The sequence below is a fragment of the Planctomicrobium stercoris genome (assembly GCF_051465655.1).
In the GTDB taxonomy this organism is placed as follows: Bacteria; Planctomycetota; Planctomycetia; order Planctomycetales; family Planctomycetaceae; genus Planctomicrobium.
Genome location: NZ_CP195791.1, coordinates 4,935,024 through 4,955,051, shown reverse-complemented (window position 1 = coordinate 4,955,051; position 20,028 = coordinate 4,935,024). Strand labels below are relative to the sequence as shown.

Genomic DNA, 20,028 nt, shown 5'->3' with positions numbered 1-20,028 from the left:
ACCTCGAGTCTTCAAGATCATATTACCGCAGAAACCGCTTTGCCACCGCGCGGTTCTCATCCTCAGCGAATTCATGAAACAAACAGATCACCGCATCCAGATGCAACGCTGCGATCCGGGAATAAGACGGGGACGGGAATCTGCTGAATGGCATACAGGGGAAGGCATCGGGCTGCGTGGGAGTAGTCCATGATGCAAAAAAAGCAGGCTCGATGTTTCCACCGAGCCTGCTGAATCTGGTTAGACAGTGACCCTTTTGCTGGAAGTTTCGCCAGCGTGTCACATTTGCTGAGGGATTTATCAGTAGCTGTTGCCACTCAATGGGACTTCACCAAACTGGGCCATGCCGTTGGACGATGTCAGACGGCGATAGACACTCTGATCGATCCCCTGAGCGATGTTACGGCCGCTGCCGTCAGCGAAGATGACGTTGACGACCTGCGTGTGGTAAGAAGATGGTCGCGGTGTTGCACCACTGGCTGCGGTTGCAAAGTTCGAGTTGATCAGACTGGTGGAGTGGACCGGATCCATAACCGAGCTCGTGTACGAGACAGGAACCAGGAACGCGATGTGTCCGGTGGTCAGGTCATTCCAGTTCCCCGCCTGAATGTTCTCAGACAGAAGGATGGTCTGGCTGGTGCCATCTTTGATCTGCTCTGGCGTCATCGTAATGCCGCGAGAGTCGATTTGTCGGAACGTTGTTCCAGTGGCAGCCAGAGCGCGTCGAACGTCTGCCGGTGCAGTCACGGACAAACCAAGTCCGGCAGCATAATCGATGTCGTTTGTGTTATCGACCGTAGTAATCGAATCCATTGAACCGTTCAGCACAATCCCGTGTGCTACATCCGTCGCGATTGTCGCGGGGATTGCAGCGCTACTACCGACGGGGAACCATCCACCGTTTGCAACAAAGCTCAGAGTCCCGTTCAAGCTCGAACGGGGGTCATCTGCACAGGTGTAGACGGGAATGTTGATGAGGTTCGAACTGAGGTTCGTGGAGTTATCCCAGGTGGCAAGGTTTCCCATAATCCGATCGTACAGACCGGTTTGCTCAAGGTACGGGAGCAGGTAAACCGACCATGGGAGATCTTCGTAGCCGGTGCTGTAGGTTTCGCGACTGACCAGCGGAGGGAGTTTGCCGCCGTTGTTGGTCGAGTAATTCTGAACAGCCACGCCGACGTTTCGCATATTGTTCAAACACTGCATCCGGCGAGCTGTGGCCCGGGCGTTCTGCACGCCGGGGAGAATCAGGCTGGCCAGCACAGCGATGATCGAGATCACCACCAGCAGTTCAATCAGGGTGAAGCCGCCACGCTGGGGCTTACGTGTCTTCTGGGCGAGGCGAACATTCATAACTTTCTCTCTCCACTTGCTGTGCGAACAGACTCTGGGATGGGCTTTTCGGAATCGACAATCGAACTTGTTCCGACTGCATCAGCCGGTGACCGGCAAACGGAACGGGAAATGAACTCAAAAAACTGCCACGACTCTTCAAAACGATCTTTCGCGAAGACTTCTGAGCTTCACAAAAGCAACTCTCCTATTTCATCACAATTGATTCAGAATTGAAAACCTTTGGGCAACCTGTTTCTGTCTGAATGTCGTTTCGCTACAACTGCTTCCGCAAAAATTGTGACCGAGTGTAGCGAAACGCTGCAGTGTTGCCGGTGAAGCTCAATTCTGCCTTGCCCGCCCGGTTCTCATCCAGTCAGAAGCCTAGAAATTTCAGCAATTTACAGAAAATTCAAACTTTACGGCTGGATGTTCTTTTTAAACGTGCAAATCCCAATCCATAAACGGAAATTCGACCGGAATTCTACGGCAAAAGCTGCCTGTGAATGATGAATTTCCGAAAATCAAACGTCCCCGTCAGCGGATTATACGCCTCCTCCAGTCGCGACATATCGACAACGCAGAACATCCGATATCCCGGCAGAACCTCTGGATCCGCTTTCGCACCGATCTGGACATTGTTGTTGTTATTCACATGCGCTTCAAAAAAGTCGATTCCCAGCCAGACAAAGAAGACATGGCTTCGAGTCGTTGAGTTATTGGAGATCTTGCTCAGAATCCGCTGGCGAGTGTGATAATCAACGGCATCCAAGGCAGCGATTGCGCTGTGGCGGGCTTCGTAAAGTCCGTGTCCTTCGGTCAGGGAACCGTCTCCGTTGGGGTCTCGCTGACGAAGGATCGTGCTCTGAATGCTGTAGTCACCCGCCTCTGGGGTCGGCTGATCGAGATAGCTGAGCGGGCGGAACGGACGGGCATTGACACCCCCGGGAATGGTGACGTTCGGGATCGATCCTGCCAGGAACGGATCCACGCCGTCGCGAAACCGTCTGTGTTCGACAAACCATCGACGGTTCGCCCCTTCCAGTAAGTCCTGCGTCATCGTCGACGCATTTCGGAAGTCGATGTGATACGGGTCATCAACCAGTCCTGCAAAGACCGACTCGTCCCGGATTGTGTTCAGGTTCAGTTTTCCGGGTGTTCTTCGCTGCACGGCCGTGATTGCGTCCGTTCGCAGTTCATCCTGGGACTTCACATGGAGGAACTCGAGAGCTCGATACCATCGATTGCGATAGTGTTCGGCTCCGGGCACATCAGAGTCCGACGGGAACCAGGTGGGGAGTGCCACTTCCCCGGTCGAATCCTGCGGATAGAGCAGCCTCATGGCAGCAGTTCGATGGCCCGTCATCGCCAGTGTTGTTCCGGGTTCAGCGACGTTGTAGACCGCTCCACCGAAGGCAGCCCGGTTCCATGTTCCACTGATTCCGGGACCGTAGTTTCCATACAGCGGAATCGACAGCAGTTCCATGACCGAGGAGAGATCCCGGTCGAAATGAGGCTGCCAGATGGTGAATTGTGCGGGAGCCCGTTCGTTGCGACGCTGACCGCTTCCCGGGGCAGCGCGGTTCAGGTATGGCAGCGTGTGCAGGCCGTCGCTGGGATCAGCCGTCCCGGCATAATCCTGCGGTGTCAATGAGGCGAACGTGATGCCGGAATCGAACGGCTCGCGGCGTTCCTGACTCTTCAGCGCTGGAAGGCCACTGCTGGCAGCCTCAGTCGGATTACCTGGATCGTATTCAGGGTTGAACTCACGGATATTGCCTTCAATGCGATCGACTTCAACCCAGGGATTCAGGGCGTCAGTCAATGACTTGGACGGGTCCGGACGAAGACGTCGCTCCAGCACCAGTCGCACCTCGTTGACGCCGGTACCGTTTGAGTCATTCAACAGCGAGGTTGTTGTCGTGTACACTCCTTCTTCCGTGCGAGTTCCACTTGGGTAACTGAACATCAGGTCCAGGTCGCAGTAATCCTTGTTCAGGTCGAGCGTCGCTTCTTCATAGTTCGGGCAGATCAGTTTCAACTGACCGCTGCCGTCGTCAAAACGGAAGTTGCTGGGACGATAACCCGCCGCCATCTCTTCCTTGTTGCGTCCGCAGTGGGTACCGATCAGGAACTCCTCGCCCACGTCCAGACGCATGCTGGGATCTGTACTTTTCAGTGTCGCGCTGAAGATCTGTGAACCGGCGGCGTCCCGGGTGATGCGGCGGATCCGCCAGCTTCCGTTTCCAAGATCGACCTGCCAGGGAGCGGCATTTCTCAATTCGACATAGGAGAAGTAGACGTCGGGTCCTTTGTCGTCGAATTCAGTCTTGTCGCTGTCGTCTGACTTGTTTCCCTGTGAGCGGATGAACAGAACTTCGTTGAAGGCGACTTCCTGAAGCTCGATCCCGTAGACGACGTTTCCGGCAGGTGGCGTGAGGCTCCATCCATCGGACAGGTCTTCATCGTATTCGAACGCTGTGATCACGCTGTCGCGGTCGATGGCATCAACGACATTGACCGCGAATTGAGCCATCTCGCGAGTCTGCTGCGGGGTGTATGGATTTCCGACGGTGATGTCGCTGTTGGTGCCGCAACCCAGCGTCCACAGCAGGCAGTAAATATCCCGAGCCAGACGCTGCCGGTCATACCGAGCCCACCATTCCTGGGCAAAGACGTTGGAGGCGATATCGCTGAACGCCACAGGAGGAGTGCCTTCACCGTGATACATGGGACTCAGAGAACCAGCGCCCGAAAGGGTGTCCGGGTGTGGAACCAGATTGCGATAACGAGGATTCCCGTTGACGATTGCCGGAGCTCCTCCTCCCCCGGTCTGGTCGTCCGAGAGGATCTGGTTGATGTTCAGGCGGTGACGAGGATGAGTCCGGTTGCTTCCGAATGTGTCGACCTCTCCAAACTTGGCGTGAAACAGGTCGCGGATTTCCTTGCGAAACGGCTGAACTCCCGATGTTGCGTTGAAGATCGGAGGGAACTGGTCGTTGGCCACGAGTCCCCGCTCTGACAATCGGTCGAGGGGAGCCGCGTATCCGTATTCCAGGCGGTCCCAGGAATCGGTCGTGAAGCGTCTGCGAATTTCAGCTGCGTTGGGAGCGTGCTGAAAATTTGCAGCTGCAAGTGTTGCCAGCCGTGAAGAGACTCCAGCCCGATATTGATCCCCATCGCTCAACTGCAGGAAGGCCGAATCGGATGTGCTGAACGGCTCATCGTATTGTCCGTACAGTGAGCTGCCCGGTTCGATGATCGTTTCGTCATCCTCATCCTGCTGAATTGCAGTCAGTGTCGTCTGCATCAGGCTGCTGGGGTAATCGCTGGCAGTGAGCTGTTGAAAGTTGAAATACTGAGGCCACATGGCGGGGTTGGACGCGACGGGGAAACCGGGAATCCGTCGGGCTCCCAGGTTGCCGCTCGAATTCACCAGATACGAACCCGTATCACTGGAATAGCCTCGCATTCCCATTCCGATGGGAGACAGCGGATGGACGAAGCCGGGCACGGGAAGATTCAGGAGATCGGGATCGGCGGTTCGCACCTGACCGAAGCCTCCCACGGAGGCGTTGTCGCCGTCGTCATCCGTGAGCGGTTGTCCTGCCAGCGGCAGTTGCATCGCAGTCAGCCGATCGCGGTCTCCGTATCGCCCCAGAGTCTCTGACTCTCCCGAGGTCGGATCCCAGCCGGTCAGCATCATCAGCCATTCCATGTTTGCCAGCTGCATCGTATTGGCGGCACTCACTCCGAACTTGTCTGTCGAGTTGGCCAGTGCAGCGGTCTGTTCCGCAGTGCTCAGGACACTCAGGTCGGCCGACAGTGCCGGCAGCGGGTTCACCTCACTCCGGCTCATCCCCAGATTCGAAGTGGAGACAGGCTCGTTTCCATTGGGGGTGCGGGACAGGCGGCCATAGCCCTGCAGGTTCCCGTGAACATTCGGGTTGATCAACGCATCGGCGTCGATCACCTTGATGGAGGCCATCGGCATATATTCCTGATCGCCGTTGATGGTCTGCAGCGGCAGGTCGAGGTCAATGTAAATGGAGTCTTTAATTCCATCGTTGTCGAGGTCCGTGTCCAGGAACGTGTAGTTCTTGCTGGCAGCTCCTGAGGTAATGTCGCTGAAGACTCCCATCTTCGCGTTCACACCGGCGGCCGGAAATGGGAACGCTCCGAGAACTCGTGACCGATCCCCGCTGTTGGCTGGGGTTCCCGCAGTTGTCAGGTAGCGTTCTTCACCGCTCTGGTAGCGATGGAACTGATGCGGCCGAAACACCTGAGCCTTGGTGGCCACGTTGCTGTAGAGCGATGAGAAATCTCCCGAGTCGTCATTGGAACGCAGCGACGGAAACAGCTGTGGCCGGAAGAAGGAGGGGATCAACACATGAATCGCGCGATTGCTGGAGTCGGTGGGATCGATCGTCGTGGTCTCGTATCCCAGGAACAGAGAGTTATGGTCCGGGTAGGTGTAGTCGACGTCTGGTTGATAGTACGGCAGCGGAAGCGTCGGCTGATTGAATGCGTCGAAGTTCGCGTTGTCCTGGGCTAAGGGCCCATGGTTGAAGCGGAACGTGTTGATGTTCAGCGTCGTTGACTGAGGATTGTTGCGATCGCCGTTGTGGTAAATGAATTGATAGTCATCCGGCAGATTGAAACCGCCGGTTGACGGATTGATGTCCGGGTAGCCGTTGTTGTCTGCGTCTGTAAATCGCACGACGATGCCGTTTCCGGACCCGGGATTGGTGTCCGTCGGGGCCAGGTTCTCATCGATGCGGCCGATCTGATGTGCCAGCATCGAATGCACGCCGCCACGCAGCGCACTGTAAGGATAACTGCTGCTGGTGCCGACGATGAGTTGTTCGGCAGCGGCATCGAAGAGCGGTTCAGGATTTAGCCGGGTGGCGAATCCAAGTTGAGAGTTGGAGAAGTACTGGGCGTTCGCCACTTCCTGGCTGGTCCAGTTGTAGAAGAAGAGTCCCAGGAACAGCAGCGTCGTCAGCAGCGACACCACCACGATGATGACCGCTCCCCCCTGACGGTTCACGGATTCGACTTGGGCGGGACGGATCTTGCGAGCATTCACAGCGTCTCCATTCCGAGGACTTCGGCTCAGCTTCGGGAACTGACTGGATGTAAACATAATTGCCCTCACTGGGCGCCCGCTGCGTGGAAATCTCATGTCACAGGTTGACGTCGACGTGAAGCTTGGAATGGAAAACGGAATCAAAAACGAAATGGAAAACTGCTATTCAACAAACGAGTGCACCAGCGTGATCTGCTTGGGCAGCTGCTTGGAAGGATCTCGATAACGAATGGTGATCTGAATCGCCTTCAGGCCGATGCGGTTGTCGACACACTGCCACGTGATGCCTCCGTCTGTCTCGATGCTTCCTGGGATATAGTCCCAATTGGGCGGGTTCGTCCCCGTGACGCCGGTGTTTTCGATCACTTTGTAAATGATGGCCGTTGAGTCCGTCGGTTGGTAGAAGGATCCGACCGGTGGGGAATCCGGAGACGACCAGCTTGTCGCGGGGGGCGTGGCAACATCCACTGTGAAGGTAGAGACTTTTCGAGGCAGATGAGGGGGCGACGAACGAGAAGGAGAACCGGAAACGGATCCACTCAAATTCTCAGGATGCCACGTGTCGAAGATATTCTGGAATGATCCGCCGGAGGAATAGCCCGGATTGTTGGTCGCTGCGGACCATGTCGTTCCACGTCCTAGATCGACAAACGTATTGTCAGCAGGGTCGTAGGCCTTGATGTCCATTGCTTCGACATTGGTGAGCAGAAGGTCTTCTCCGTTCCGGTCTCCACCTGACAGCGAGTTCAGATTCGCCGATGAAATTGGGAATGGGGAGGGGGCACTCGAAGGCCAGATGAATGTGTCGTTCGATGTTTCTTCCATCGTAAAACGACCAAAATAATCACCATCCGTGGTGTACTCTCGCGGTTGACCGAGGATTGCCCCGCTGGGATTCGAGTCGAAACCGAACCGGTAACGTGACATTCCTAATGGGGCGGTGGAAGTCGAGTTGTTGAGGGAACTGATGCCGTTCAACCAGAAGTAACCGGTTCCGGTGTCCCCTGCGCGAGTGGCGGAATAATCAAACAAACCAAGAAAACTCTGAATGCCAGTTAGATCCGTATTTGATGCGTCGAATACCGGAAGTCCATTTGAGTCGACCGGTTGTTCCGGGACTGCCGTTGAGTTGTAAGGTGGATCCCGGAGCAGCAGGACACGACGGTACAGGTTCCCGTTTCTCAGGAAATACATGATCTCCGCGGCACGGGACTGGCCCATTTCATTGCCTTCGAGCTGGTCATCCTCGTCAGGCTCATTGACGATGATACCGCCAAGTTGGCCGGTCCGACCTAGAAAAACCTTCGAGCTGTCGGTGGTGATATCGCCCGCCGTTGAGGCTGAACCAATCTTGACGGTGATCTGCAGACTGTCGTCTGTGTCATCATCCGGATCATTTTCGGAATAGTAGAAGTACCCCTGCTGGCGGGCACTATCGAGACCATGGTTCGCTTCGGTATCCCCATATGCCAGCGGAACCAGTCCTCGGGCGTCGCCTGTTGCCTCCTGGGCCTGTCGGTAGGTCATCGAACGCAGATCCCCCAGCAGCAGCGTATTGACGGTGCGGGCTTTCTGGTCGTTGTTCCCGATTCCCCGCTGCAGCGTGATCGTCTGAATCGATGTCCCATAGATCTGGGCGAACATCGACATGATCAGCACGACCAGCCCGGTGGAGACCAGCATTTCGACCAGCGTGAACGCAGGTCGAGAGGGAGTTCGAATTGACTCGGGTCGGCGTTTCATAATGTTAAATCATAGACCCGGACGATGCCCGGAAGGAAAATCATGTAGGTGCGATTGTTCGGTAACGTCGTGTCCAGACTGGGAGAAACAACAATACGCTTTGTCGTGCTGCCGGAGACACTCAATATTCGATGAAATTTGACCGTGGCGACGTCGAACACGTATCCCCCTTCAGAGATGAACGGAGCAGGCGTTCCGCTGGGAACGGTGATGTCCGCGGTGTCGGCAGATTGGCGAACGTACTGGTAAACCTGCTCATCCGCCGGGCGAAAACCGCGATTGAAGAAGACTGCGATCTGCACCTGGGACACGCCGTCCGGTTGACGTTCGACCGTCCCCATCCACGTGTAACGGCGGTCGAACGTTTCCAGTCGCACCGGTCCGATTGTCCCAGCGGAAATCGGTCCCGGGGTTGTGTTGTTGGTGAGGACCAGGGAGTTGACGCGAAGGGTGTTGCCGGAATTCTGAAGGATATACGCTGCCTGACTCCGTCGTCCGTCCGGCGAAACCGCCACGACTCTGGCGACAGGTGGATTCGGGTCGCCTGGGACCCACTTCGGAAATGCGGAGAGGTCTGTCGTTGAAGAGAAGGTGAGGTCTGTGGCGTCGGCCACGCTGTCGGAGTCTGTATCCACGGTGGTGGCTGAGAGCGGAATGGCCGTCGTCGCGACGACCCAGGTGTCTGGAAGCGCGAAGCGTGAGTTAAACGCCTTCAATTCATTGTTGGCACCGCCGTTGATCCGCAGGACATATGGTTCAGGAGGCAGTCCTCCGTCGTTATTTCCGAAGATTGAGGGATTCGCTGTTGCCGTCATTGCCCCGTACGGGTCAACGACGTATCTGTAGGGGACAAACGAGTTGGTGTTTCCACTCGTCGGTAAGACGCTTCGTCGCCAAGTCGGGCCTCCAGCCCCTTCATTGATGGTCTGGCCAGCAGTGGACCAGTCCGGCTCAATCACTCCGCATTTTCCATCAGCGGTCGCGACAAAGTAGCTGCGATTACTGGGGGAAAGCGAACCCGCGGGAATTGAGCGGGAAATCACATCGCCCCGAACGATTGTTTCTCCCGAAGTCCAGAATGGGTCAGATCCGGCATTGACGGACCCACCGATAACCAGTTCCGGACGCATGCGGATGGTGGCTGCAATCTGGTCGGCATACAGCCGGGCTGTCGTCAGCTGGTTCGACTTGATGGAGCTGAGCAGAGAGACCGGGAAGAGAGTGAAGACGGTCACAATGCCGATGCTCATGATCAGCAGCGACATCAGCACTTCCACCAGCGTTGCACCGGACCGTGCAGGAGGAGTGACGGCTGAATTCCTCGAGTGCCACCGCATCACTGGGATTCCTTCCCGTAAATAGCGTAGTAAAACGGGTTGGATGTGCCGGTCAGCATCATGGCATTCAGGTCGGCAACTTCGTTGTTGAAATCTCCCGAAGTATTTCCCTCACCGGAGACGTCCGCGTTCACCAGACTTCCCGTCTGGGTGACGATCGAAACGAGTTTTGCTCCCCGCTGCGGATCGGTGATGACGACGGGCTTTGCTCGTGAGCTGGAATCCCGTGGTGGCATCGTGGCCGGCCGACCGATGACGAGATCGACGGTGGAAGCGACTCGAAAATGCAGGGTTCCTTCGGTCGTCAGCGGGCGGGCAACGGTTCCCCGGGGGGTAAACAGAATGTCCATGAACCCGGTCGTTGGTCCGTATGCCGTTTTACTGATGCTGGAGTTGGGCAGCCAGGACAGGGGAATCTTGCTGCCGACCAGATCGATGCACGTATTCAGCGGAAGCGAAATCGGCTCACCCCCCGCCAGCAGTGCCGGCATCAGCTGCATGCGGTAGTCGACTTCAGTGGCATTGGCTGTCGGTAATCCGAATGTGGATTTGATGGGAGAACCCCCATCCTCACCCTCGCTAGAACTTTTGGTTCCAAGCGTATATCCGACGCGGGCGTAGCCGGGCGGAGAGCCCGCAGTATCGGCAAGTCCAGCAATACTTCCATCCAGGATCCACCATGTTCGTCCCCCGATTGGCTCGTTGTCGCTGGTGAGCCTGAGCCAGTTTCCGCTGCCGGATGGAATTTCAATGAGTGTGCCGGGGCCGATTAGACCGCGACTGGAGAAATTGCTCCACAGTGCCGTGTCGGTGCTGCTTGCCCGCCATTTGCCCGCACGTGATGGCTGATAGCCATCATCACCGGCTACCCGGTTGTCGTACTCCAGATACAGCTTGCCGCTTTCAAACCGCCCACCGTCGACGTAGACCACGCTGGTGACGATGGTGTTATCGTTCGGGTCGAGATTCAGCCGCAGGCCGCGAGATTCTCCGGATTTGATGGCCCGGGACTTGGCTCCTTCCAGTGCGTTTTTGAAGACCGCTGCTGCGTTCGAAACGCGGTCGGCGTCCGTCCCTCGCCAGGCGCTGATCGTCAGCGTGGCGAGAATTGCAAAGATCGTCATCGCCACCAGCAACTCCACAAGTGTGAAGCCGGTTCGCTGATTCCTGATTTGTTTCGGTGAGCGAATCATGGGTGCTGATCACTGCTGCCGGTTGGTGATGTTGTCGTAAATCGCATCTAGACTGGTCGGTTGCCCCAGACGCTGGAGATCAGTTGCTCCGCGATCGCCAGCAGGGTGGAGCCCTGTGGATTCGTCCGGGCCGCCGGAGATGATCATGAACGCCCAGTATTTGTCGGGGGTTTTTAGACCAAGTACGTTTGAACTATTAAAACTGGAACTAACTGCGGCAAATCTGGAGATAGAGCCGGTGGAATCAAAGGGGTCCGTATTCTGAAATGAACTTGTATTCGCGGTGACCTGCGACTTCACAGCAGCAGCGTTCTGGAAGAGTTCCGTCGGCCAGTTGAAGAACTGCAGGGGATGCCCCCAGGCATCCACGAATTCCAGGTTCCCGTCGTTGTCGGTATCGCCGATGTGCTTCGGGTTGATCTGGTCGACATTGAGCGAGCTGGAAATGCCCCCGGCTCCTCCTTGCGAAAGGAACAAGTAAAGCAACTCTGAGGACTCTGCTGCCGGTGACAGGACCGAATCGTACTTCGCTTCGTTTCTGGCGCCCCACGAATCCGGGATCCAGTTTCCTCCTGATCGCATGGCGGTGAGCAATGGGGAGTCGTCATTGGTGTCGGGGATGCCGTCCAGGCCGTACATGTCTTCTTTACGCTGTGGAAAGAAGCTGCGGTAGACATGCATCTTTGCGATGGAGTCTGCGACCGTCTGTGGCATGGGGGCCACTCCCGGACTGCGGCTGGCGTCAAAACCCTTTTTGATATTCTTGCTTTGAGTTTCGACCCTGTCCGATTCCAGCAGCGACTGGATGCGTTCGTCCACCATTCTTCCAAGCTGGTTGAGGGTGGTCTTTGTCGCTGCCACCTTCGCATTGCCCAGCAGTGGGGCGATGGCTGCAACGCTGATGGTGACCAGCAGCGCGATGATGCCGATCACCACCAGAAGTTCCACCATTGTGAAACCCCGGTGTCTCGAAAATTTCCAGGCGTCAGGTTGCCTGCGATGCATCGGGTGACCTTGCTGCTATGAGTACAAAGGGTTACTGCGGCGTATAAAACTTGCCCAGCGGACCGCCGGAGAAGTTGGTGATGTTGTCTGCTTCGGCAGCACGGTTTTCGCGGGCACGGTAGGGCGTCGCACCGTCTTTCACGGCGATCCCTTTTTCGGATGAATACCATCCGCCGACGCCGTAGCTTCCGTCCAATCCAGGAGAGATAATCTGAAAGGACCTTCCGTTCCAGAAGTCCCCAGGTTGATTGACAGATGGCAACGAACCTGCGGTTGCCCAGTTTTCGTCTCTCTTAAGGTAGACGTTCGACATTCCCTCGATGATCTCGTTGTCGTTGACAGTCGAGAGATCGCTGTCATAGCCTCCGGGCTGATAGCCTCTTCCGTCGTAGCTACTCAAGTATTGATACGGCATGGTCTGATTTGGCAGAGGATCAAGAAGTTCAAAGAAGCCGTCTGGAGTGCCCACATCGACGAGGCGTGCCAAGTCAAACTCTATAAACGGGCCAACACGCGATGAGCCAGTCAGGTTAAACGGATCTGCTGGGTTAGCAGAGAAACCATTCGGTCGACTATCTTCTGGCTTAGAGCTGACTGCATAAGTGCCTGGACCGCCCAGAAAAAAAACGAGGCACTCTGCTCCGTTCAGGTACTTCACACCACTGATTCCCAGTCGGCCTGCTGGATTGTTCGGTCCAAGGGGATCGAATGAGGGCCAGAGCTGCCTCATAATTGACAAGCTATTTTTTCCTACCTGAGGCGCCGTAGTCCCCGTGTAAAAGCTGGGGTCATCCGAAATCAGAAACGAACTCGGCGGTTCCATTCCGAACTTCAATTTGAAGGCGGCGATCCCAGCTTCCAGGTTCTTGATGTCCGATGCCACCTGAGCATTGCGGGCGGAAGTCTGCACACTTCTGAGGGCCGGCAACAGCATCCCGGCCAGGATGGCGATCACCACGATCACGATCATCAGTTCGATCAGCGAGAATCCCGAACGGGGGGTGCCTGTTGATAGGTCTGCTTTTCTGAGCGAACGCTGCATGGGGGCCTCGGGTGAGGTTTTGGAGATCTGAATTCGTTGTCCGGAATCGGCCTGTCAGCGGGAGTGTAGCGAAATGCTGCAGAAGTGTGGTGTCCCGCGGAACCGCCGTTTCGTTCTAAGTCGTTTTTTGGTCGAAAGATCGCTTCATAACTGTTAATGCGAATGTGATGCCGCTCAAGGTCCAGGGACTAGCGAATTGGGTCTAGGGAGAAATGAGAAACGCGGATTTCCTCCCCCATCGCTTGTCCCTCGACCCTCGTCCCCTTTCACGACAGGTCGTTCAGGAGTTTCACCAGCGGCATGAACAGGGCGATCACGATGAAGCCCACGATCAGACCCAGAACCACCACCATCAGCGGTTCCAGCATGTTGATCAGACCTTCCACCAGCACGCCCACCTCTTCGTCATACACGTCGGCCACTTTGTAGAGCATGTTGTCGAGGGCACCGGTCTCTTCACCCACGTCCACCATGTTCACCACGAGGTCGTCGACGATGCGGGTTTCCCGAAGCGGAACCGCCATCGACTCCCCTTCGCGAATCGCTGAGTGAATGTGGTCGAAGGCTTTCCGGAACACTTCGTTTCCGGCGGTATCCCGGGCGATCGACAGTGCTTCGAGAATCGGCACCCCGGACGCGATGAGCGTCCCGAGCGTTCGACACGTTCTGGCGACCGTCGATTTTGAGATGATCTGCCCCAGGATCGGGACCTTCAGCAGCACCCGGTCGATAATGTACGCCCCGGTTTTGTTTTTCTTGATGATCTTCGCGAGGATCACAATCGAGAGCGGGATCACCGGGATGAGGAACCAGTAGCTCACGACAGCATCGCTCATGGTGATGAGCAGCACGGTCATCGCGGGAAGTTCCACACCGAAGCCGATGAAGATTTCTTTGAACTTCGGAATGATGTAGTACATGATGAAGCCGACGATCAACGTGGCGACGGTGATCACCGCACACGGATAGATCATGGCTCCCTGCACTTTACGCTTCAGACTCTGGGCCCGTTCTTTAAATTCGGCCAGACGCTGAAGAATGATTTCGAGGGCACCGCCGGCCTCCCCGGCTTTCACCATGTTGACATACAGGTTGTCGAATGCCTTGGGCTGTTTGGCCATGGCTTCCGACAGCGTGTTCCCGGACTCGACGTCTTCGATTACCCCCATGAGAGCGTTCTTGAGCGGGCCGGGTTTGGCTTGACCTTCCAGAATGCGGAGGCTGCGGAGAATCGGCAGGCCGGCGTCCTGCAGCGTGGAGAGCTGTCGGGTGAAAGCGGTGAGCTTCTTGGCGCTCACGCCGCCGATGGTGAAGGTCTGCTTCTTCTTCTGGGCAGTAGGCTGCTTGGTCTCTTTGGTCTTGTTGTCTTTTTTCTTCCGAGCGGTTTTCTCGGAGATTTTGGTGACAAAGAACCCCTTTTCGCGGATGGACTGCTGGGCTTCCGCTTCGGAGGCAGCCTCGATCGTTTCCTTGATCTCGAGGCCCGTGTTGTCCATTGCTTCGTATTGAAAGACCGGCATGGCTGTGTCCAGGGAAAAGGGAATAGGGGATAGGGAAAAGGGGTTAAGGGGTGGGGCTACTCATTTGTACGCCTTGACCGCTTTTCGATCGCCTGTTTGAGCCCATGCAGCATTCGTCGAACCTCGACCGTCCGGTCGAGTAACGATTCAACCAGTGCTGTTTCAACATACTTCAACCGTTCCGCCAAACGAAAATGTGTTTCAACTTCTGCGAGCGACCCGTTCGCGATTCGAAGATGCCGCAAAAATGGTTTTGGTAATCCTTGTGCATGTCCTTCCGCGATGTTTGCTGGAATGGAAGCAGCGGCCCGTTGAGCTTGGGATATCAGTCCAAACCGTTCCGTCTCTGGGAACGACTGGGTGAGGGAGTAGGCCTCAACTGCCAAGTCCATGGATTTCTGCCAGACGTTCAGATCTCGGTAGTCCTTCAAATACATGAGCCATCTCCGGAAGAACTCTTCCCTCTTCCCTCTTCCCTGACCTCTGCTCCCTACTCCAGGTCTTCCATCACGGTTTCTCTCACGATCTCGTCGATGGTTGTAATGCCGTCGAAGATCAGCTTCAGGCCCGCTTCCCGCAGGGTGGTCATTCCCTGGCTGCGGGCCAGGTTTCTCATTTCGTCCACGGAGGCGTCCGAGGAGATCATGTCCCGGATGTCGTCGTTGACTTCCAGAAGTTCATAAATTCCGGTTCGGCCCTTGTAGCCCGAGTTGTTACAGCGAGGGCATCCCTTGCCGTAATAGAATTTGTAGCGCCGTGCCTGCTCGATGGGAAGCTGGAGCTCCATTAACAGCTCATCGCTGGGTTCAAACTCCGTCCGGCATTCCACGCAGATCCGGCGGACGAGTCGCTGAGCGAGCACCGCTTCGACTGTTGCGGTGATCAGGAACGGGGGGATCCCCATGTCGCGGAGCCGCGTGACTGCTGAGGGGGCGTCGTTGGTGTGGAGCGTGGAGAACACCAGGTGACCCGTCAGCGAACTTTGAACCGCAATTTCGGCGGTTTCGAAGTCTCGAATTTCTCCCACCAGGATCTTGTCCGGGTCGTGACGCAGAATGGCCCGTAAAGCTTTTGCGAAAGTGACGTCGATTTCGGAATTGATGGGAACCTGCACCAGACCGTCGATGTCGTACTCGATGGGGTCTTCGGTGGTGATGATTTTGACTTCGATTGAATTCAGCTCGTTGAGTGCCGAGTACAGGGTGGTCGTCTTGCCCGACCCGGTCGGTCCGGTCACCAGCACGATCCCGTTGGGGCGATCGATCATCTGGCGGAAGCGGGAGAGCGTATGCGGATCCATTCCGATCTTGTCGAGACTCAACTGAACCACGGTTCGGTCGAGAATTCGCATAACCACTGCTTCGCCGAACATGGTCGGCAGCACGCTGACTCGCAAGTCGACGGAGTTGCCTCCCACGTTGAGTTCGATACGGCCGTCCTGCGGCATGCGGCGTTCGGCAATGTCCAGATTCGCCATCACCTTGATACGGCTGACGATCGCAGCTGCCAGATGCCGGGGCGGCGGAACCATCTCGTACAGCACGCCGTCGGCACGAACTCGAATCTTGAATTCGTCTTCAAACGGTTCGAAGTGAATGTCGCTGGCCTGATCCTTGATCGCCAGAAGGATCACCATGTTCAGCAGCTTGCGGATCGGATGTGAGCTGGCGATTTCATCATCGCCCCCGATTTCGATGGGCCCGCTGACTGCCGTGAGGGTTTTATTTCCTTCGAGAGCTTCGAGCTCTCCCATCAGCCCTTCCATGTCATCTTCGCTGCGAGACGCATAATGCCGGGAGATGGCGGCTTCGACTTCAGCGAGCGAAGAGACGGCACCGCGGACGTCGTAACCCAGGAAGTTGCGAAGGTCGTCCAGTGCCCCCAGGTTCTGAGGGTCGGCCATCGCGACGGTCAGCGTGTTGTCTTTAAGCGAAACCGGCATGATCTTGTAGACGCTGGCCATGGTTTCGGGAACCAGTTCCAGCACCTTGGGAAGAATCGTGGTTTCGTCGAGATTGACGACCGGCATGCCGAACTGGTCGGCCAGTGCTTCGGTGATCTGCGGTTCGGTGACCAGCCCCATCCGCTTGGCGACCTGACCGATGACTTCGCCGGGACTTTGCTTCTGTTCTTCAAGCACATCCCAGAGCTGGTCCTCGGTGAGATATCCCAGATCGACCAGAATTTGTCCGAGTTTCCGCTGGGCCATGAACGAGGTCCTGAATCAATCTCTGGGGTGTTGGTGGAGACGCCGACGTTGGAAGCGGCTGAAGAAAAACTGAGAACTCAGAAGAACTGAAGATTTTGAAACGCAGAGAACGCGGAGTTCGCCGAGAAGTTCAAGGAGGTCTCATCTTCTGCTCGGCGTGCTCAGCGCCCTCTGCGTTTCTAGTTTCCTATTTTGTTTTTTTTGAATTTGAACATTGTTTCGAATTTCGTACTTCGGATTTTCCTCATTCATCCCCGTCTTCATCATCCTCGTCCTCTTCCTCAAGAATCCCCTTCTTCGCATTGGCGATACGGGCCTTGAGTTCGCCGGGATTATTCGACTTGGTGACGACCGACTTCTCTTCGCAGAGCCCTTTCCGCCACAGGTCGAACAGGGCGTCGTCCAGCAGCTGCATCCCGTACTTGCGTCCTGTTTGAATGGACGAATTGATACGAAACGTTTTCGCTTCACGAATCAGGTTCGCGATGGCGGGGGTCACCACGAGCATTTCGTAGGCAGCCACCAGTCCTTTGGGGATACGCGGGAGAAGGGCCTGGCTGAGAATTCCGATAATGGCGTTCGAGAGCTGGGTTCGGACCTGCTCCTGCTGGTTGGTCGGGAACACGTCGATGATACGGTCCACAGTCCCTTGAGCCCCGGTGGTGTGCAGCGTTCCGAACACCACGTGACCGGTTTCGGCCGCTGTGATTGCGGAGCTGATGGTTTCCAGGTCTCGCATTTCCCCCACCAGAATGATATCGGGGTCCATACGCAGGGCGCGTCTCAGTGCTTCCGGGAAGCTGGGAACATCGACCCCCACTTCACGCTGGTTGATGGTCGACTTCTTGTGCTGATGGTAGTACTCGATCGGGTCTTCGAGCGTGATGATGTGATGCTGTTCGTGCTCGTTGATGTAGTTGATCATACTCGCCAGGGACGTGGTCTTGCCCGAACCGGTCGGACCGGTCACCAGGAAGAGTCCGCGGGGGCGAGTGATCAGCTCGCTGATGATGGGGGGCAGCCCCAGCTGTTCGAATGTCAGAAACTCGTTAGGGACACGTCGCAGCACCATACCGATCTGGCCGCGCTGTTTGAACACCGCGACGCGGAATCGGGCTTTGTCTCCGAAGGCGAAACCGAAGTCGGTTCCCCCTTTCTCCTGCAGCTCCTGCTGGTTGCGCTCCGGGGTGATGCTCTTCATGAGAGCATTGGTATCTTCCGGCTCCAGCGATTTTGTGTCGAGGCGGACCATGCGCCCCCCGGCTCGAACCACTGGAGGTTGTCCGGTCGTGATGTGGAGGTCGCTCACTTTTTCCCGAACGACTGTTTCCAGCAGCTTATCGATTTGAACCGAAGCCATTGAGATCCTTCAGCGAATTGTCCGAGCAGACTGCGAACGAGGTCACAGAACGTGGCCTCGCTGATGATTATTGGTAATTCGAGTCGAGAAATCGACCGTACCACGACTGACACGGTCGGATTTTGGATTCCTTAACTGTTTCTTCTCTCAGGAGTTTGAATCATCCGGTTGTTCTGAACGGGTAAACGGCCGGGAGTGTGATGACTCAACACTGCCCACTCGACGCAGGGTGCCTTGACTCTGGTTTTTCTTCCGATTCCAGCATTTCTGTCGGACAACATTTTGTTCGAATCCGGACAGAGTTGTTGTGAACATTTATATCGTATTCTTGGAGATCAACTGCCGAGTTTCTCGTGCAGGTTCCTCTCAGCACGGTCAGTGGCCCCCGCTCTGCAGCTTGTAGGCTTCCGTGAGCGTGGAAATTCCCTGAAGTGCTTTGTCCAGAGCATCTTCCACCAATGTTTTCATGCCGTAGAGTCGGGCCTGTCGGCGGATGTTCTGGGCCGGTTCGCTGCGGAAGGCCATGTCCCGGATGCTCGCATTCAGCATCATCAATTCGAAGACAGCCTTACGTCCCCGGCAGCCAGTGTGCTGGCAGTGCTTGCAGCCTTTCCCTCTCCGGAAGGTCGCGGAGGCGAGCTGGTCGGGGGTCAGTTCGAAGAGTGCCAACTCGGCCTGATCGGGCTGGTAGGACTCCCCACATTTCGGGCAGACCGTTCTCAGAAGCCGCTGGGCCATGACCGCCATGAGGCTGGAGGCGACCAGGAATGGCTGTACACCCATATCGATCAAACGTGTAATAGCTCCGGGCGCATCGTTCGTGTGAAGTGTACTGAAAACCAAGTGTCCAGTTAAAGAAGCCTGAATAGCCATTTCGCCAGTCTCGGTATCGCGGATTTCCCCCACGAGGATGACGTTCGGGGCCTGTCGGAGCATCGCACGAATGATTCGCGCGAAGTCCAGACCGATCTGGTGCTTCACCTCCACCTGATTGATCCCCGGCAGGTAGTACTCCACCGGATCCTCGGCTGTAATGATTTTGCGGTCTGGACGGTTTAGTTCACCAAGAGCACTGTACAGCGTGGTCGTCTTACCGCTTCCCGTGGGACCTGTCACCAGAAAGATGCCATTCGGGCGACGGATGATGTTGTGGAACCGGCGGTAGTTCTCTTCGCTGAAGCCCAGGTTTCGAATCCCCACCTTGATATTATCTCGGTCCAGAATACGTAACACCAATGCCTGACCGTGGTTAGTCGGGAGAATACTGACTCGCAGGTCGATTTCCTTTCCCCCCGCACGGGTTTTGATACGACCGTCCTGGGGACGTCGCTTTTCCGCAATGTCCATGCGCCCCATGACTTTGAGTCGAGACGTCAAGGCTGCCAGAAGTCGACGAGGGGGGCTATCCCGCTCCACCAAATGCCCATCGATCCGGTAACGGATGCGAATCCGGTCTTCGAACGGCTCGATGTGGATGTCGCTGGCCCGCATGTTCACCGCTTCGTTGATGATCAGGTTGACCAGCTTCACGATCGGCGAGGTTTCTTCATCCTTCTGGGCGCTGGCGGCTTCCTTCATCTCCGTTTCGGTGAAGTCGATCGCCGTTTCGGTGAACTCCATGATCATGGAGTCGACCGATTCCGTTTCCGACCCCCCGTAATGGCGGTTGATGGCGTTGGTGATCGCTTCTTTCGAAGCGGTGGTCAGTTCCACATCCCGGTTCAGGATGAAGCGCAGCTTGTCCATCACTTCGATGTTCATGGCGTCCGTCACAGCGACGACCAGCCGTTCCCCTTTGAACTCGACCGGGATGCAGGTGTTTTCCCGGGCGACCGATTCCGGCACGAGCTCGATCAGCGAGTGGGGAATTTCCGTGTTGTCGAGGTCGGCGAAACCGAATCCGAAAGCTTTGGCTTTCGCGGCTGCGACCGAACTGGCTTCGACATAGCCGAGTTTGACGAGAGCGTCCTCCGGCATGACACCCATATTGCGGGCCATGCCGATCGCTTCTTCCAGCTGGTCGGCGCTGATAGTTCCATCCTGGACGAACTCATACAGCCAATCATTTCCAGCCATCGATGAAATTCCTCAATGCCGCAGGGGAATGTGAATCTGAGAACGGGAGCCTGAGAGTTGAGCCTGTGTCAGCATGGAGTCTGCTGCAGCGTCAGACCGAATGGTCCGCTGCCGGAGTGCCA

Annotated in this window: 12 protein-coding genes; all 12 read right to left on the bottom strand. The window is 56.2% G+C overall.

Annotated elements, in window-relative coordinates:
• Positions 1 to 300: 300 nt before the first annotated feature.
• The 12 genes from SH661x_RS19920 to SH661x_RS19865 all read right to left on the bottom strand — a co-directional run bounded on the left by SH661x_RS19920 (position 301) and on the right by SH661x_RS19865 (position 19,906).
• Positions 301 to 1,353: a DUF1559 family PulG-like putative transporter gene (locus SH661x_RS19920; RefSeq protein ID WP_437225260.1), complete on the bottom strand. Its 1,053-nt coding sequence runs from the start codon at positions 1,351 to 1,353 to the stop codon at positions 301 to 303.
• 463 nt (positions 1,354 to 1,816) lie between these two features.
• Positions 1,817 to 6,421, bottom strand: coding sequence for a hypothetical protein (locus SH661x_RS19915; protein ID WP_437225258.1), 4,605 nt, complete (start codon positions 6,419 to 6,421; stop codon positions 1,817 to 1,819).
• 162 nt (positions 6,422 to 6,583) lie between these two features.
• The gene (locus SH661x_RS19910) at positions 6,584 to 8,164 is read right to left on the bottom strand and encodes a PilW family protein (RefSeq protein ID WP_437225255.1); all 1,581 of its coding nucleotides are present in this window, start codon (positions 8,162 to 8,164) and stop codon (positions 6,584 to 6,586) included.
• A complete protein-coding gene (locus tag SH661x_RS19905) occupies positions 8,161 to 9,501 on the bottom strand; it encodes a type IV pilus modification PilV family protein (RefSeq protein WP_437225253.1) in 1,341 nt (446 codons plus the stop codon). The genes SH661x_RS19910 and SH661x_RS19905 overlap by 4 nt, the downstream gene beginning before the upstream one ends.
• Positions 9,501 to 10,694 carry a pilus assembly FimT family protein gene (locus SH661x_RS19900; RefSeq protein WP_437225250.1) on the bottom strand — a complete coding sequence of 398 codons (1,194 nt, stop codon included), beginning with the start codon at positions 10,692 to 10,694 and terminating at the stop codon, positions 9,501 to 9,503. Before SH661x_RS19900 ends, SH661x_RS19905 begins: the two co-directional genes overlap by 1 nt.
• 9 nt (positions 10,695 to 10,703) lie before the next feature.
• The gene (locus tag SH661x_RS19895; RefSeq protein ID WP_437225247.1) at positions 10,704 to 11,699 is read right to left on the bottom strand and encodes a type II secretion system protein; all 996 of its coding nucleotides are present in this window, start codon (positions 11,697 to 11,699) and stop codon (positions 10,704 to 10,706) included.
• A gap of 31 nt (positions 11,700 to 11,730) precedes the next feature.
• On the bottom strand, positions 11,731 to 12,741 hold the full coding sequence (locus tag SH661x_RS19890) for a type II secretion system protein (RefSeq protein ID WP_437225245.1): 1,011 nt from the start codon (positions 12,739 to 12,741) through the stop codon (positions 11,731 to 11,733).
• 266 nt (positions 12,742 to 13,007) lie between these two features.
• The gene (locus tag SH661x_RS19885) at positions 13,008 to 14,261 is read right to left on the bottom strand and encodes a type II secretion system F family protein (RefSeq protein ID WP_437225242.1); all 1,254 of its coding nucleotides are present in this window, start codon (positions 14,259 to 14,261) and stop codon (positions 13,008 to 13,010) included.
• A 56-nt stretch (positions 14,262 to 14,317) separates the two neighbouring features.
• Positions 14,318 to 14,698: a four helix bundle protein gene (locus tag SH661x_RS19880; protein ID WP_437225240.1), complete on the bottom strand. Its 381-nt coding sequence runs from the start codon at positions 14,696 to 14,698 to the stop codon at positions 14,318 to 14,320.
• A 53-nt stretch (positions 14,699 to 14,751) separates the two neighbouring features.
• The gene (locus SH661x_RS19875; protein ID WP_437225237.1) at positions 14,752 to 16,470 is read right to left on the bottom strand and encodes a GspE/PulE family protein; all 1,719 of its coding nucleotides are present in this window, start codon (positions 16,468 to 16,470) and stop codon (positions 14,752 to 14,754) included.
• A 244-nt stretch (positions 16,471 to 16,714) separates the two neighbouring features.
• The gene (locus SH661x_RS19870) at positions 16,715 to 17,830 is read right to left on the bottom strand and encodes a type IV pilus twitching motility protein PilT (RefSeq protein ID WP_437225235.1); all 1,116 of its coding nucleotides are present in this window, start codon (positions 17,828 to 17,830) and stop codon (positions 16,715 to 16,717) included.
• A 375-nt stretch (positions 17,831 to 18,205) separates the two neighbouring features.
• Positions 18,206 to 19,906, bottom strand: coding sequence for a GspE/PulE family protein (locus SH661x_RS19865; RefSeq protein ID WP_437225232.1), 1,701 nt, complete (start codon positions 19,904 to 19,906; stop codon positions 18,206 to 18,208).
• Between the last annotated feature and the right edge of the window lie 122 nt (positions 19,907 to 20,028).

Coding starts and splice junctions, on each gene's coding strand:
- SH661x_RS19920 (WP_437225260.1), bottom strand. CDS start 1,353: ATGAATGTTCGCCTCGCCCAGAAGACACGTAAGCCCCAGCGTGGCGGC.
- SH661x_RS19910 (WP_437225255.1), bottom strand. CDS start 8,164: ATGAAACGCCGACCCGAGTCAATTCGAACTCCCTCTCGACCTGCGTTC.
- SH661x_RS19905 (WP_437225253.1), bottom strand. CDS start 9,501: ATGCGGTGGCACTCGAGGAATTCAGCCGTCACTCCTCCTGCACGGTCC.
- SH661x_RS19900 (WP_437225250.1), bottom strand. CDS start 10,694: ATGATTCGCTCACCGAAACAAATCAGGAATCAGCGAACCGGCTTCACA.
- SH661x_RS19895 (WP_437225247.1), bottom strand. CDS start 11,699: ATGCATCGCAGGCAACCTGACGCCTGGAAATTTTCGAGACACCGGGGT.
- SH661x_RS19890 (WP_437225245.1), bottom strand. CDS start 12,741: ATGCAGCGTTCGCTCAGAAAAGCAGACCTATCAACAGGCACCCCCCGT.
- SH661x_RS19885 (WP_437225242.1), bottom strand. CDS start 14,261: ATGCCGGTCTTTCAATACGAAGCAATGGACAACACGGGCCTCGAGATC.
- SH661x_RS19880 (WP_437225240.1), bottom strand. CDS start 14,698: ATGTATTTGAAGGACTACCGAGATCTGAACGTCTGGCAGAAATCCATG.
- SH661x_RS19875 (WP_437225237.1), bottom strand. CDS start 16,470: ATGGCCCAGCGGAAACTCGGACAAATTCTGGTCGATCTGGGATATCTC.
- SH661x_RS19870 (WP_437225235.1), bottom strand. CDS start 17,830: ATGGCTTCGGTTCAAATCGATAAGCTGCTGGAAACAGTCGTTCGGGAA.
- SH661x_RS19865 (WP_437225232.1), bottom strand. CDS start 19,906: ATGGCTGGAAATGATTGGCTGTATGAGTTCGTCCAGGATGGAACTATC.